Source organism: Hymenobacter jeongseonensis, from assembly GCF_015694725.1.
In the GTDB taxonomy this organism is placed as follows: domain Bacteria; phylum Bacteroidota; class Bacteroidia; order Cytophagales; family Hymenobacteraceae; genus Hymenobacter; species Hymenobacter jeongseonensis.
The window spans coordinates 102,501-116,010 of sequence record NZ_JADQDQ010000007.1; the positions used below are offsets into that span (position 1 = coordinate 102,501).

Annotated in this window: 14 protein-coding genes; 2 read left to right on the forward strand and 12 right to left on the reverse strand. The window is 60.2% G+C overall.

The window, feature by feature from the left end; genetic code table 11:
- Positions 1-74: 74 nt before the first annotated feature.
- Positions 75-572, forward strand: a complete 498-nt coding sequence (locus I2I05_RS14775) for a cold-shock protein (RefSeq protein WP_196283049.1) — start codon at positions 75-77, stop codon at positions 570-572.
- Between the two features lie 83 nt (positions 573-655).
- On the opposite strand, the gene I2I05_RS14780 is transcribed toward I2I05_RS14775, so the two are convergent.
- The 8 genes from I2I05_RS14780 to I2I05_RS14815 form a co-directional block, all read right to left on the reverse strand.
- Positions 656-949 (reverse strand): hypothetical protein, encoded by a 294-nt coding sequence (locus tag I2I05_RS14780; protein ID WP_196283050.1) that lies wholly within the window; start codon positions 947-949, stop codon positions 656-658.
- A gap of 110 nt (positions 950-1,059) precedes the next feature.
- Positions 1,060-1,425, reverse strand: coding sequence for a hypothetical protein (locus I2I05_RS14785; RefSeq protein WP_196283051.1), 366 nt, complete (start codon positions 1,423-1,425; stop codon positions 1,060-1,062).
- 218 nt (positions 1,426-1,643) lie between these two features.
- The gene (locus I2I05_RS14790) at positions 1,644-2,774 is read right to left on the reverse strand and encodes a putative sensor domain DACNV-containing protein (RefSeq protein WP_196283052.1); all 1,131 of its coding nucleotides are present in this window, start codon (positions 2,772-2,774) and stop codon (positions 1,644-1,646) included.
- A gap of 162 nt (positions 2,775-2,936) precedes the next feature.
- Complete coding sequence (locus I2I05_RS14795; protein WP_196283053.1) at positions 2,937-3,218, reverse strand: YdeI/OmpD-associated family protein; 282 nt, start codon at positions 3,216-3,218, stop codon at positions 2,937-2,939.
- A gap of 224 nt (positions 3,219-3,442) precedes the next feature.
- Complete coding sequence (locus I2I05_RS14800) at positions 3,443-3,667, reverse strand: PID-CTERM protein-sorting domain-containing protein (protein ID WP_230688356.1); 225 nt, start codon at positions 3,665-3,667, stop codon at positions 3,443-3,445.
- A gap of 67 nt (positions 3,668-3,734) precedes the next feature.
- Positions 3,735-6,344, reverse strand: a complete 2,610-nt coding sequence (locus I2I05_RS14805) for an ice-binding family protein (RefSeq protein ID WP_196283054.1) — start codon at positions 6,342-6,344, stop codon at positions 3,735-3,737.
- Positions 6,345-6,450: 106 nt separating this feature from the next.
- Positions 6,451-6,999 (reverse strand): helix-turn-helix domain-containing protein, encoded by a 549-nt coding sequence (locus tag I2I05_RS14810; protein ID WP_196283055.1) that lies wholly within the window; start codon positions 6,997-6,999, stop codon positions 6,451-6,453.
- Positions 7,000-7,129: 130 nt separating this feature from the next.
- The gene (locus I2I05_RS14815) at positions 7,130-7,717 is read right to left on the reverse strand and encodes a YdeI/OmpD-associated family protein (RefSeq protein WP_196283056.1); all 588 of its coding nucleotides are present in this window, start codon (positions 7,715-7,717) and stop codon (positions 7,130-7,132) included.
- A gap of 163 nt (positions 7,718-7,880) precedes the next feature.
- Between I2I05_RS14815 and I2I05_RS14820 the strand changes: the two genes are divergently transcribed.
- Complete coding sequence (locus I2I05_RS14820) at positions 7,881-8,393, forward strand: nuclear transport factor 2 family protein (RefSeq protein ID WP_196283057.1); 513 nt, start codon at positions 7,881-7,883, stop codon at positions 8,391-8,393.
- A gap of 212 nt (positions 8,394-8,605) precedes the next feature.
- Here the strand turns inward: I2I05_RS14820 and I2I05_RS14825 are convergent, their stop codons facing one another.
- The 4 genes from I2I05_RS14825 to I2I05_RS14840 all read right to left on the reverse strand — a co-directional run bounded on the left by I2I05_RS14825 (position 8,606) and on the right by I2I05_RS14840 (position 13,505).
- Positions 8,606-9,775 carry a tetratricopeptide repeat protein gene (locus I2I05_RS14825; protein ID WP_196283058.1) on the reverse strand — a complete coding sequence of 390 codons (1,170 nt, stop codon included), beginning with the start codon at positions 9,773-9,775 and terminating at the stop codon, positions 8,606-8,608.
- Between the two features lie 148 nt (positions 9,776-9,923).
- On the reverse strand, positions 9,924-10,250 hold the full coding sequence (locus I2I05_RS14830; RefSeq protein ID WP_196283059.1) for a hypothetical protein: 327 nt from the start codon (positions 10,248-10,250) through the stop codon (positions 9,924-9,926).
- A gap of 15 nt (positions 10,251-10,265) precedes the next feature.
- Positions 10,266-11,672, reverse strand: a complete 1,407-nt coding sequence (gene lpdA, locus I2I05_RS14835; RefSeq protein ID WP_196283060.1) for a dihydrolipoyl dehydrogenase — start codon at positions 11,670-11,672, stop codon at positions 10,266-10,268.
- 123 nt (positions 11,673-11,795) lie between these two features.
- Positions 11,796-13,505, reverse strand: a complete 1,710-nt coding sequence (locus tag I2I05_RS14840; RefSeq protein ID WP_196283061.1) for a carbamoyltransferase family protein — start codon at positions 13,503-13,505, stop codon at positions 11,796-11,798.
- Between the last annotated feature and the right edge of the window lie 5 nt (positions 13,506-13,510).

Below are 13,510 nucleotides of genomic sequence, written 5' to 3' on the forward strand. Positions count from 1 at the left end.
ATAATCCACTCCTCTGTTTTGTTCCTCTACTTCAATTAGGAAAAACAGATACAACGATTTAGCAGTACAAAACTATGGGTAGGTCACAAGAGACTTTTGGTAAGAAGGACAACGAAAAGAAGCGGGCGAAGAAGAAAACCGAGAAGGAAGAGCGCAAAGCCGAGCGCCAGGCCAACGCCAAAGCCGGCCAGCCGCTGGAAGAAATGTTTGCTTACGTGGACGAGGATGGCAACATCTCCGCCACCCCGCCCGACCCCAAAAAGAAGCGCATCATCAAGGACGAGGACATCCAGATTGGGGTGGCCCGCCGCACCGACGATGACGACGACGACCCCGTGCGCAATGGCATCGTGAGTTTTTTCAACGATTCCAAAGGCTACGGCTTCATCAAAGACCAGCAGACGCAGGAAAGCATTTTCGTGCACGCCAACGGCTTGGCCAGCGGCCCCATTGGCGAGAACGACAAGGTGACTTTCGAGGTGGAAATGGGCCCCAAAGGCCCCAACGCCGTGCGCGTGAAAAAGGCCAGTGCCACGCCGCCGCCCGCCGCCCCAGCCGCGCCCGCGGTTTAAACCGGATTCTTATCAACAAAAAGAGGCTGATGCTCCCCGGAGCGTCAGCCTCTTTTTGTTGGGTGCGAGCGGCTGCTTAAGCCCTACACCTGGTCTTCGTCGCGGTCGTCCATGGCGCTTAGGCTCTGCTCTGCCGCGGTGGCGGCGGAGGTCTTGGCGGTGGCGGCAGCGGTGTTGTTCCGGCGCTTGTTAAAGTAGCTCAGGCCTAGGGCTACCAGCGCGGCGCCGCCCACCACTTTGGAGGTGGTGCTGAGCCCGCCGATGCCGTTGGCGGTGCCTCGTCCTAGTTTCCTAAGAGATTTGGTGGCGCCGCCGAGCAGGGAAGTTTTCTTGCCGGCCTTGGTTTTGGCGGCTTTGGCTTTCTTGTTCTTTTTCATGGTGTTTTGGGAAATATGGGGAGTGGATGCTACGAAACGGCGTGGCCCGTTGCGCGGTAGGCTGCGGCCACGCAGCAGGGTTCCGCCGCTTGGTTGGTGCGCTCGCGGCGTTAGCTCTCGATTTTGGCTTTGGGCGTTTTTCGGCTTTTCCGGGGAACGTGGGGTTTGCCATTGGCCGCAGCTTTTTCTTCATCCGTAGGAGTGGCGTCGGCTGCATGAAGAGCGTGGGCGTGGGGCGCGGTAGTAGCCGGCTTATTCGCGTCGGTCGCCTCGGTTTCGAAGTCGTGCTGGGCCAGGTAGGCGAGGCCGGCGGCCACCAGCGCGAGCCCGCCCACCACTTTCTGGCCGGTGCTGAGCTTCTGGATTTCCTTGGTCACTTTCCGAAACTTCCGGACCGATAGCGCAGCGGCATCCAGCAAATCTTCCGATACTGGGTCGTTGTTCGAGTGCTTCTTTTTCTTTTTGCCTTTGCCCATAGCCGTAGGAGGTAAGTACCGGGTGGAAAGAAGGAAAGAACTAGCCCGTTGGGCAGTGCGGTAGCACCAGCGGCCCAACAGGTTACGTTATTCGCAAGGCGACGGGGTAAGGTTTCCTTTTTGGCCGGCTGCTTTTTCGCTACTGGGCAGTTACGGCACCTACAGTTAAGGTATTCAGCCGCAACTCATTGCCCAGCAACTGCGCCGGCCCGGCCATTTTAGAGCAGCAGCACGTCAATCCGGTGGGCGTGCACTTTCTGCAGCGATTCGGACCAGGCAAACACCGTAAAATAGCCGTCTTGTGACGCTACCAGGCCGATGGCGTCGCGCTGGTCGTGCACAAACTGGGCGGCGGCTAGGTGCCGGGTGCCGCCGTTTTGGGCGGGGTGCACGTGCTGCGCTTCGCTGCCCACCACCGGCTCGGTGAGCACCATGTTGTCGACGGGCGTGCTGCCTTTGGCCCGGGCCACCTTCGCTCCGAAGGCCAGCAGATGGTACTCCTGCGTAATGACGGTGGCGCCATCCACGGCGGTAAAGCCGCCCACAATCCGAATGTTGCGGTGCAGCTTGCTCTGCCACTTCCGCCGCGATTGCCCCGGCCGCTGCCGGGCACGGATGCCCTTGTAGGCGGGCGCCACCGCGTAGGTCAGGGGCTGCACCACCGATACCTGCCACTGGCTGGAGCCGGGCGGCACCACCAGCACCAGCCCGCCGCGGCCGTGGAGGCGCATGGCGGCGGCCAGTTCCAGCAGCACGTTATCGGTTTCGCCGGTGCCGGTGGGCAGGCTGCGGCCCGGCAGGAACGCGCGCAGGGCCGGGCAGTCGCTCAGGCCGCCGTGCTCTTCGTCCACCATTTGCAGGTGGTCGCCGCGCAGCACGGCCACGTTCACAAACTTGCCGAAGCCGCCCACGCGGCGGTGCTTCACCACCAGCAGGCCGGGCTCCACCACTTCCAGTACAAAGCACAGCGGCGGAATAATGGTGGACGTGCCCCACACGTAGAGGCCGTCGGCATCGTGCCACACGCCCAAATGGATGCCGGGCTGCTCCACGGCCGGCGCCAGCTTCAGCAGGTTGTGGGGCGTGAGGCGCCGCCGCTGGCCAAACACCAGCGGCTGGCGGGCCTGCTCGGGTGGCAGCAGCGCCAACGAAATGCGGGGTGCGTGCCCTTCCTCCCGCCGCATGCTGGCCCAGAAAGCCACGTCGATAATGGCTTCCACGCAATGGGTTTCGGGGGGCGAGGCCAGCCGGGAAGCCTGCTCCACACTGGACTCCCGGTGCCGCGCAAAGTGGGCTTCCACCCGGGGCGCAGCCATGCGCGCCGTCAGATAAGTCGGTTCGGAATACATAGGGGCAACTACGTGGATTTGCGGCCTCAGGCTATCAAACAGCAGAAACCCGAAACGCGTGCCGTAACGTCTCTCAACGCAAGAAAAGCGAATGAAAGATGGCGACTCCGGCCCGGTAGTGCTGCTTCGGCTATGCCTCGCAGGACCGTACTGTTTCCGCCCTTATTCCCGGTCGAAATTGGCGCGCTTGTTCAGGTCAGCCAGGCGCACGGTTTCGGCCACGCGGCGGGCGCGGGTGGCGGGCTGTTTGGCGCCCAGCACCCAGGTCAAAATCCCCTTGCGGGCCGAGAGCGAGCAGGCGGCGAAGTGACGGGCGGCGGTAGCATCAGCGGCCAGGGCAGTGGCCAGGTCGTCGGGCACGAGGCCGGCCTCGGCGGCATCAAGGCTTTCCCAGGCGCCGTTTTGCTTGGCGCGGGCGATGGCGGCCAGGCTGCAGAAATTCATCGCTTCCGACAAACTAGTCCGGTTGAAAGAGCTGAAAGACGTGCTGAAATAAGCCAGCGTGTGTTGATAGGCAAGCTGTATATTGACCAATACGAAAAGAGGCTGAAGCTCCCGTAGCTTCAGCCTCTTCGTTTCTGCCGTAGGGCGGGGCACGATGTAAATGGCCCGGTTCTCCGTGGCGACTAGCAGTGGGAAATTACCACCAAGCAGCCGGTGCGGGATGCTTATTTGCTGGACCGGCCTGCCACGCGGCGAGCTTTAAGCTGTTTGATACCATAAGCAACACCACCCGCTAAGAGCAGCGAAACACCACCGTCGATGGGAACCGCAGCTGGTTCGAGCGGGTTGGCAGGCGTCGGGCCGCCCGAACTGGGCTGGGCAAAAGTGGGCAAGCTGGTCAGCACACACAGGGCCAGCAAGCGCGTGGCCGAATAAAGAAGATACTTCATGGAATGGGGTACGTTAAGAACGCCTCAAGGCCGGCCCATTGCGTGAACCGAACCGGCCTTGGTTAATTTATTGAATCACGACGCGCTTGGCCAGCGTGGTAGCGCCAACCTGCAGGCGCAGGGTGTACACGCCAGCGGCCAAGCCGGTAGCCTCCACGGCAAGGCGGGCGCCAGTGGCCGCCATTGCAGCATTCTGGCGGCGCACCACCTGGCCAAGCGCGTTGAGCAGGTTGGCCTGCACCAGTGTAGCCCCAGCGATAGCCGGCACAAGCACCGTAAAGGTGTTGTGAGCCGGGTTAGGGTAGAGCGTCACCTCGGCGGCCATCAGGGCGTGCGCGTTGGCGAGGGCAATGCGGGCGGCGAAGTGAAGCGTGAACCGACCGGTTATCGAAGCGGCGGCTTGCGCACTGGTTACGCTAAAAGAATAAACGGGCTGCAAACGCAGGTTCACGGTTTGGCCGGTAGCGGCGTCGGTGAGCAGGGCATCGAGGCTGGCGGGCAAGTTGGCGAGCGTGGCAGCAGCCAGCGTATAGGTACCGGCGGCGGGTACGCCAACAGTCAGTGGTAGCACGGTGGCCACTGTGAAGGTTGGGCGGCCGTCGATGGCAAGCGACTCGCTGGTGGTGGCCACGCTGGCCAGATTCAGTCCGGTGGTGTTGGGCAGCTTCAGGGCATCGTACTGGGCATCGAAGCCGGGCGTACCCCCTGTTTCGGCGTAGGCATAGTGCATATCGGCATTACCGTTGCCGGCCCGCAGTTCGAGCTGCACCAGAGGACGGGTGTCGGCCGTGGCGCGTTGGAAGGTGGTGCCGTTGAGCGTGGTAAGACGCTGGCTGTTGCGGAAGGTGAGTGAGCCGGTGGTTTGGCTAGTGCTCACGCGGGTAAAGAAGCCCTGGGCCACGGGCAGCACGGGATTGCCGATGCCGTTGGTATAGCTGCGGTAGGAACCGGTGTAGGGGCCCGAGCTGGCGTACACGTAGATGGCGGCATCCAGACCGGTGCGGTCACTCGCAGCCACACGGCTGTAGTCGAGCGGGGCGGGGTAAGGATTGCCGACCAGCTGCCAACCGGCGGCTGCGGCGTTGGCCGAGGCAGCGGCGTTGCGGCTCAGGTTCAGGGTCTGGGTGCCGTTGGTGAGCGGACCCACAAAGTCAACCTGCTGCGAAGCGCTAATATTGACAACGTAGCCCTGGCCCACGGCTAGCGGCGAGGCCAGGCTGGCTGGAACCACAAACCCTTTGTCGAAAGCCGAGTTATTGTTGGTAACCGTAGCCAGGCGGCTTTGGTCGTAGGCAAACACGGTGGGGAACGGCGTGGTGGTGGCCGGCGTGGCCGAGGTGTTGTAAACGCTGCCCTGGCTGATTTCGGGAGCGAAGCCGGCCGTAGCCAGGTCGCCCACCGTGCTGCCCGAAACTGGGGCACTGTAGTGGCGGTAACCCAGGCCACTGTTGGCCGAGGCGATGTAGCGTTGCACCGTGACGTTGCCGTTTACTCTGCCCGTGCCGCTGTTGTCCACCAAGGCCGTACCGGCGGCGTCGGAAAGCAGCGTCAGCTTCCGGCCGTTGGTGGTCAGGTTGCCGCTGGCGGGGGCCAACACGCCGTGAATGCTTACGGCACCAGTCTGGAGGGCGCCGGCCGTATTTGCAACGTTCAGGCTCCAGAACTGGGTACTGCCGCTGCCGCCGATGAGCTGCGTGGTGATGCCGCTCAGGCTGGTGGTGCCGGCCGTGGCACTGATGGTGCCGCTGTTGTTCAGACTGGCTTTTACATCCAGCGTGCCACCGTTCATGGTCAGGCTGGCACCAGTGCCGATGGTAAGGTTATTGGCCATGCCATCGCCACTGCCAATTACCGGATAGGGCGACGTATTGGTGGGTACGATGGCGTTGAGCAGGCTGGTAGGCACGCCGTTCGACCAGTTGGTAGTCGTAAACCAATTCGTGGTACGGTTGCCCAACCAAACGGTGGAGGTTGCTACCGGAGCTGCCAGGAAGCTCGGCAGCGTAGCCGTGCCCGACGTCAGCGTAATGGCACCCTCACGCGAAAGGCCGCGGCCGGTCAGTTGCGCGCCCGCAATCATGATAATGGCTCCGTCGACCAGCAAAGTACCCTGCATCACCGAGTTTTGTCCTAGAGTAGTCAGTCCGCCAATCTGCCAGTACACGTTGTTGGCATTAGCGCCTCTGATTAGCAGCACCTGCGAGTTCTGAGCCGTGGTTAGGGCGCCGGTTACCTGCAAATAAAACGTCGCGTTCGGGTCGTTGCCACCATCCAGAATCAGCGTGCCGGCTAGAGTCGAGGCGCCGCCCACGGTGTACGCACCGGGAGTTAGTGTCACGGCGGGCGTGCCGCCGAAAATTGCCAGCGAATTGTAGACAATGGCCGACATGTGGCCATAGGCGCCCTGAACCGCCGTAGCTGCTTGCGTCGAGCGCGTGTCGGCTACGTGAATGGCCCCGTTTATTACACCCGGAGGAAACCCGTTAAAAGCACCCGCATCGGTACCAATGTCGCCATTGATGACACTGGGGCCGTTGTTATCTATGGCACCAACCGCAGTGAACATTGCGAAGCCGGCCGCAAGGCCCAAAGGTGGCGGCGTGTTCTGGCCAAAGCTGCTGTGTGAAGAGCTCAGCAGCAAGGTAAAGGAGAGGAGAAGTAGTAAGCGCTGTTTCATACGGCGGAATTGAAGGATAAAGAGTTTTGCATTTTGCAAAGCTCCCTTTCTTTCGCCCCAGCTTCCTTACACAATTCGCACGATTATTTACATCATTCCCAATTGCTTAGGCCACATTTTTCTTCCGCTTAAGCTGCTTAAAAAAAGTCGGCGTCAGCCCGGTTTCCTTTTTGAACTGGCCGGAGAGGTGCGCCACGCTGCTGTAGTTCAACTTATCGGCGATTTCAGTGAGGTTCAGCTCATCATATATTAGCAACTCTTTCACCCGCTCAATCTTATGCCGGATGATGGAGCGCTCGATGGTAACGCCCGTGGCTTCCGAAAACAACGTAGCCAACTGGGTATAATCCCGGTTCAGCTGCTGGCTGATGTAGTCAGAGTTTTTCATTTTTGGCAGGGTATCGGCGTGGTGCACCAAGTCGACGATGATGGCCTGCACCTGCTCAATCAGTTCGCCGTGGCCCTTGTCCAGCAATTCGACACCCAAGTCTTGCAGCTCCCGCTGCAATTGGTCGTGCTCCTCCGGGGTGATGTCCTGCTTGAACTCCACCTCGCCTAAGTCGACCTGCCCATAGTGCAGCCCGAGCTTATCAAGTTTGGCTTGCACTTCCGCCTTGCAGCGCACGCTGACCATGTATTTAATGTATAGCTTCATGGTGACTAATGGGGCGACGGAAGCAGCACTGCTTCGCCCGAAACACCCGGCCACTTAGGCAGCCAGCAGTGGCGAGGCAAGGGAGTTGCTGCCAACTATTACCCAAATAACGCGGAATGTCCGGCAGCATTTACTCCCGGTCGAAATTGGCGCGCTTGTTCAGGGCAGCCAGGCGCACGGTTTCGGCCACGCGGCGGGCGCGGGTGGCGGGCTGTTTGGCGCCCAGCACCCAGGTCAAAATTCCCTTGCGGGCCGAGAGCGAGAAGGCGGCGAAGTGACGGGCGGCGGCAGCATCAGCGGCCAGGGCAGTGGCCAGGTCGTCGGGCACGAGGCCGGCCTCGGCGGCGTCGAGGCTTTCCCAGGTGCCGTTTTGCTTGGCGCGGGCGATGGCGGCCAGGCCGGCGGGCATGAGCTGGCCGGCGGCTTCGAGGCGCTCCAGCCGCTCCTTGTTCACCTTGCTCCAGCCGCTGCGGGGCTGGCGGGGCGTGAAGAGCAGCTGCGTGCGCTCGGCGTCGAGCTTGCGGGGCAGCGAGTCAATCCAGCCAAAGCAGAGGGCTTCTTCCACGGCTTCGACATAGGTGACGCTGGGCTGACCGCTGGCTTTTTTGAAATAAACCAGCCACACGCCGGGCAGGCTGGCGTGGTGCTCGGCCAGCCACTGCCGCCACTCGGCGCGGCTAGCGGGCTGGGCCTGGGAGTAGGTATCGGTACGGGGCATGGGAGGAGCGTTTGAGCGAAGCATCGTTCTGCTGTAGAGACGCATATTTGCGTCTCGTCGTTGGTCGATTCTGTTCAACGACGAGACGCAAATATGCGTCTCTACACCGGGCTGGCAACTTGTGGGATTAATATCAAACTGTTTCTTATCATCGTTCTCGGTTATGCGTCATTCCTTCGTAGTCTTCCTGTTGCTGTCGGCCCTTACCGGCACCACCGCCCGCGCCCAAAGCACGCCGCGCAAAGCCGAACTGGCCAAACCGCTGCCGGCGGCTGCTCCGAAACCGCTCATCAAAGATGAGCTCTACCAAACGGTGGCTAGGCTGGACACAGAAATGTTTGCTGCCTTCAATGCCCATGACGCGGACAAGCTCATGTCCTACTTCGCCGATAACGTGGAGTTTTACCACGACAAAGGCGGCCTGAGCAACTTCGCACAGACCAAGGAAGGCTTCGCGCGCCTGTTCGCCCAAAGCCCCGACATCAGCCGCACACTGGTGCCGGGCACGCTGGAAGTATTTCCGGTGAAAGACTACGGGGCCATGCACATCGCCACGCAACGGTTTTGCCACATCGAGAACGGCCGCCAAGACTGCGGAAATTCCAAATTCGTGATGGTGTGGCAGCAGCAGGCCGGCACCTGGAGAATCACCCGCGTCGTGAGCTACGACCACTGAGGGGTGTAGCTACTTCGGAACTGGTGGTGGCAACGTAATCCGAGCATTAGGATATGCAGAGTCGAAGCATCTAACCGCAGCCAGGTCTGTTGTCCTGAAACGGTTGGCGGGCATGCGGAAGCTTTGGCGAGGCGCCATCAACTGCATAAACTCAGCGAGCACAGGGGCGAGCAAACAGGCCGGGAGCTGGATAAGCACTAGAAAGCCAAAAACTACTGCTTGCTTTCTGCCAGCCCTCTATTAATCATTTGAAACAGGGGATTTTCCGGTTTCACTACCTTTTTAAGTTGCGTTTGGGCTACGAGGAAGTGCGGCCAGGCCACCTTTGGCCGCTTGAGTTGCATGTTGAGGATGGCGATATACATGTGCAGCAGGCCCTGCGCCGTGGGTTCGGCAGGCGCATTCGGCAATTGGCTGCTGAAAAACGCTTCGGCCTCAGCCCATTGATTTTGGGCCTGGTAAATGTCCATGATGTCAATGAACATCTGGTCGTCGGCAGGATTGAGTTGATAGAGGCGCGCAGCCCAGCTGGCGGCCTCCGGTGCATGGCTAGTTACAGAGATTTCCAGCAGATTGCGCAGGGTGGCGTAGCTCTTTGGTTGCAACTCCAGACTCTGTAGCCACGCTTTGAGGGCCTCGGCGGGTTGCTGTTGCTGCTGGTAGAGCTCACCCAACATGCGGGCAGCATCGGCTTTCATCGCGGGGTCGGAGTAGAGCCGGAAAGATGCCTGAGCGTACGGTGTGGCCTCGGCAGGTTTCTTCAATTGCCACAGGGCATACGCCAGGTTGTAGGGCGCATCGGGATACTTTGAATTCAAAGCAATGGATTTCTCAAACGGCGCGACGCTGGCTTGGGCCTGTTTCTGCACCAAGTAAGCATACCCTACCGCGTAGTAAGACATGAAATCCCCTAGTTGGTGCGCATGCGCCTGCTCGTAGTTTTCAATCACCAACCTGAGCAGCTGTTCTTCGGTTTTGTCTTGTTCGCCGCAGTGGCAGAGCATGGCCCGGTAGTAATAGTCACCTAGTCCTTTGCAGAGGCGGTAGTCTTGCGGAAACCGCTTGCGCAATTGCGCAAGCTTCTGGGGAATATCGAGCAGGTGCATGCTGTATTGTCCTTCTTTGCCGCGCAGTTTTTCTACTGTCTCGCCTGGGGCCAAGTCTTTCAGGCCAAACCCTTGAAAATTGAGGGTAATTAAATAGTAATCAAGCAGTAGCTTTTCCTTTTGCAAGAATACGTCTGGTAGCTGGTCTTTCGGGTCGATTTTATCCAGTACTTCATAAGCGGCCTCGTATTTCTTGCTCGCCTCAAGCTTTGAAGATTGTGTTACTGCTTCAAGCCCGGCTGACTGACATATTCCCAAATGGGCAAGCAGCAACATGGGCGCTAAAAGTGAGGAAAAGCGTAGATACAAAGGCATTGGCTAGAATTTTTAGATATGGCAATCGGAGACGAAGCTAAATAAAAAGAGGCTGAAGCTACAGGAGCTTCAGCCTCTTTCAGTTTCTACCGCAGGGCTAGAGAATCATCTACAATCCCTTTTTGACAGGAGAATAGCGAGCGGATAAATATTCCAGAACGCTGTCTCTAGGCTCCAAAGCGTCTTTAACAAACTTGCGAACCACGAATACCCCTAACAAGCCGAAGTTCGCAGCAAATGAAGCGCCCCAGGTACTCGGAACACAATAGCCAACTTTCAGTTGCTTTTTAGTTAGCCGGATTTCAGCACCGCTGAAATTTGCCTTTTTAGCTATCAATACTTTATCAAATAAGTAGCTATTGATATAGTATGAATAGTCAGGCAAAGCGCGCTCCAGCTCTTGTTTCAGCTCTTCAATTGAAAGTGGCAATTCCATAATCGAGAGGCGCAACTACATGTGAATGGCCCGGTTCTCCGTAGCCGCCAAACACGCTTCTTTCATGGCTTCGGCGTAGGTGGGATGCGAGTGGCTCATGCGGGCCACGTCCTCGGCGGAGGCGCGGAATTCCATGGCGGTCACAGCTTCGGCGATGAGGTCGGCGATGCGCGGGCCAATCATGTGCACGCCCAGGATTTCGTCGGTGGTTTTGTCGGCCAGCACCTTCACGAAGCCGTCGGTGTCGCCGCTGGCGCGGGCACGGCCGCTGGCTTTGAAGGGGAAGCTGCCGATTTTGTAGGCCTTGCCCTGCTCCTTGAGCTGCTCCTCGGTGTAGCCCACTCCCGCCACTTCGGGCCAGGTGTACACCACGCCGGGGATGAGCAGGTAGTTGATGTGCGGCTTCTGGCCCACGATGGTTTCGGCCACGAACACGCCTTCTTCCTCGGCCTTGTGGGCCAGCATGGCGCCGCGCACCACGTCGCCGATGGCGTAGATGCCGGGCACGTTGGTTTGCAGGTGGGCATCGACCTTGATGCGGCCGCGCTCTTCCATTTCCACGCCCGCAGCTTCCAGGTTGAGGCCGGCAGTGTAGGGCACGCGGCCCACGGCCACCAGGCAGTAGTCGCCTTCAAACTTCACCTCCTCCCCTTTCGGGTTGGTGGCGGTCACGGTCACGCTGTCGCCCTCGCGGGTGGCGCCTGTCACTTTGTGGCTCAGGAAAAACTCGATGCCGATTTTGCCCAGCACGCGCTTCAGTTCCTTACCCAAGCCGCGGTCCATGGTCGGGATGAGCGAATCGAGGAACTCGACCACCGAGACTTTGGCGCCGAGGCGGGCGTACACGGAGGCCATTTCGAGGCCAATCACGCCGCCGCCAATCACAATCATGTGCCGGGGCACTTCGCGGATGTTCAGGGCCTCGGTGCTGGTGATGATGCGCTCCTTGTCCTGGGCGATGAACGGCAGCACCGTGGGCTTGGAGCCGGTGGCGATGATGACGTTTTTGGTTTCAATCTGCTGCGCCTCGCCGCCGCCGGTGGGCGCGATGCTGATGTGGGTTTTGTCGATGAACGAGCCAACGCCGGTGATGACGTCGATTTTGTTCTTCTTCATCAGGTAGGAAATGCCGTCCACGTTGGCCTTCACCACGCCGGCCTTGCGGTCAATCATGCGGTTCATGTCGACGGTCAGGTTTTCCAGCCCGATGCCGTGGTCCTGGAACACCGAATGGGCGTTGTGGTAGTGCTCGGAGGAGTCGAGCAGGGCCTTGCTGGGGATGCAGCCCACGTTGAGGCAGGTGCCGCCCAGGGTGGGGTATTTCTCGATGAGGGCCGTTTTGAGGCCGAGCTGGGCGCAGCGGATGGCGGCCACGTAGCCCCCAGGACCGGAGCCGATGACGGTGACGTCGTATTGATTCATAGAGCCGAATGTTCGGTGATGGTTCGTGCCACGAAGGTACGGGCTAAGGCGGTTGCCGCACAGGTGGAACCGCCCAGTTGGCAGCCCCCATCAAGCACCAGGATGAAAGCCAGAAGCCAACCCTTACTTGCGTAGCAAAAAAGGCCCCAGCACCAAGGCATCTAAGCCGGACTGAAAGTAGCAGTCCAGGGCATCAGCCGGCGACTCGACCAACGGCATGCCGTTTACATTAAACGACGTGTTGAGAAGCACGGGAAAGCCGCTCAGCTGCTCAAAATCCAGCAGCAGTTGGTGAAAAAGTGGGTTGTCGGCCGCGCGCACAGATTGCAGGCGGCCCGTTCCGTCGTCGTGCGTCACGGCGGGCAGGCGGGCCTGCACCTCGGGGCGCAGGGGAAACACTTTTTCCATGAAATAAGCGGTTTCGCCAGGCGGCAAATCGAAGATTTCGTGCTGGCGCTCCTCCGGCACGGCCGGCGCAAAAGGCCGGAAGCCTTCGCGGTGCTTGATGCTGGCGTTTACGCGGCCCTTCATGTCGGGGCGCGTGGGGTCGGCTAGGATGCTGCGGTGGCCCAGCGCGCGTTGCCCAAACTCCGAAGCTCCCTGGAACCAGCCTATCACCAGCCCGGCGTGCAAGAGCGCCGCTACCGCAGCCGGCACTTCGGCCAGCCGCTCATAGCGCAGCTTGCGCCGCTGCAGCTCGGTTTCAATAGCGGCATCAGAGTACTCGCGTCCGAAGAAATTGTGAGACGCAGACACGTCGGCGGGCACTGGCAGCCCTAGCACAACTTGCCGGCCATACAGGGCGCTGCCCACGCTGATGCCGGTATCGTCGGGTGTGCCGCCGATGAAAATTTCTTCGTACGGCGTGCGGTGGCGCAGCTTGCCATTAAGCACGGAGTTCATCAGCACGCCGCCGCCCAGCACGAGGCGGCGCTGACCGGTTTGGGCGTGCAGGTTGGCCAGGAGCTCAACCACCACTTCTTCTACCAGATGCTGCACGGCAGCCACAATGTCGTATTCCCGCTGGGTGAGTGGGGCGTTGCGGGCCAGCGCCGGGCCCAGCAACGCTTCCAGCTTGGGCGAATAATAATGCGGCGTGAAGGGCAGAAAAAACTCGAAATAGCTCAGGTCTACCTCGTAGTGCAGGCCGGTTACAGTGAGCAGGGGCTGGAGCTGCTCGTAGTATTTCCGCCAATCGCCGCGGGCGGCCAGCGCCATTATTTTCCACTCGTCGCCGTTGGGCTGAAAGCCGAGAAACTCGGTGAAAGCGGAGTAAAACAGCCCCAACGAGTGCGGCGTGCGGTTGGCGGCCAGCTCGGCGAGGCCCGCGGGCGTGCCCGTGCCCAGCAGACCCGTGGTGGTTTCCCCAAAGCCATCGGCGATGAAGAAATCAGCTTCGGCAAAGCCCGACGGAAACCACGCGTTGGCCAAATGCGCGTGGTGGTGGTTGACGTAGTGCAGCCGGGTTTGGCTGCCGGAAAAGTCGGTCAGGGTTTGGCCAACGCTGGCAACACCGCCCGACAGACTGGCCAACTCGGCCATGGCCAGCTGGGCCAGCTGGCCGCGGTCTTGGAAAGCCGTTTGGCCGCTCAGGGCCGATTTGGTGAGATACGAAGCGGGGTTCCAGCCAATGAAAACGTCGGTGACCGACGCCAGCGAAATCCCGGCCGCATCGCAGCAATACCGAATGGCCCGGCGCGGAAACGATTTGTCCTGCTTGATGCGCGTGAGCCGTTCTTCCGCAATGGCCACCCGCACTTCGCCCGCCGGGCCCAGCAGGCACGCCGACGAATGAAATCCACTGCAATTGATACCCAGAATAACAGGTGGCATGAAGG

Coding starts and splice junctions, on each gene's coding strand:
- I2I05_RS14785 (WP_196283051.1), bottom strand. CDS start 1,425: ATGGGCAAAGGCAAAAAGAAAAAGAAGCACTCGAACAACGACCCAGTA.
- I2I05_RS14825 (WP_196283058.1), bottom strand. CDS start 9,775: ATGTTGCTGCTTGCCCATTTGGGAATATGTCAGTCAGCCGGGCTTGAA.
- I2I05_RS14820 (WP_196283057.1), top strand. CDS start 7,881: ATGCGTCATTCCTTCGTAGTCTTCCTGTTGCTGTCGGCCCTTACCGGC.
- I2I05_RS14840 (WP_196283061.1), bottom strand. CDS start 13,505: ATGCCACCTGTTATTCTGGGTATCAATTGCAGTGGATTTCATTCGTCG.
- I2I05_RS14830 (WP_196283059.1), bottom strand. CDS start 10,250: ATGGAATTGCCACTTTCAATTGAAGAGCTGAAACAAGAGCTGGAGCGC.
- I2I05_RS14815 (WP_196283056.1), bottom strand. CDS start 7,717: ATGCCCCGTACCGATACCTACTCCCAGGCCCAGCCCGCTAGCCGCGCC.
- I2I05_RS14810 (WP_196283055.1), bottom strand. CDS start 6,999: ATGAAGCTATACATTAAATACATGGTCAGCGTGCGCTGCAAGGCGGAA.
- I2I05_RS14805 (WP_196283054.1), bottom strand. CDS start 6,344: ATGAAACAGCGCTTACTACTTCTCCTCTCCTTTACCTTGCTGCTGAGC.
- I2I05_RS14790 (WP_196283052.1), bottom strand. CDS start 2,774: ATGTATTCCGAACCGACTTATCTGACGGCGCGCATGGCTGCGCCCCGG.
- I2I05_RS14775 (WP_196283049.1), top strand. CDS start 75: ATGGGTAGGTCACAAGAGACTTTTGGTAAGAAGGACAACGAAAAGAAG.
- lpdA (WP_196283060.1), bottom strand. CDS start 11,672: ATGAATCAATACGACGTCACCGTCATCGGCTCCGGTCCTGGGGGCTAC.
- I2I05_RS14795 (WP_196283053.1), bottom strand. CDS start 3,218: ATGAATTTCTGCAGCCTGGCCGCCATCGCCCGCGCCAAGCAAAACGGC.
- I2I05_RS14780 (WP_196283050.1), bottom strand. CDS start 949: ATGAAAAAGAACAAGAAAGCCAAAGCCGCCAAAACCAAGGCCGGCAAG.
- I2I05_RS14800 (WP_230688356.1), bottom strand. CDS start 3,667: ATGAAGTATCTTCTTTATTCGGCCACGCGCTTGCTGGCCCTGTGTGTG.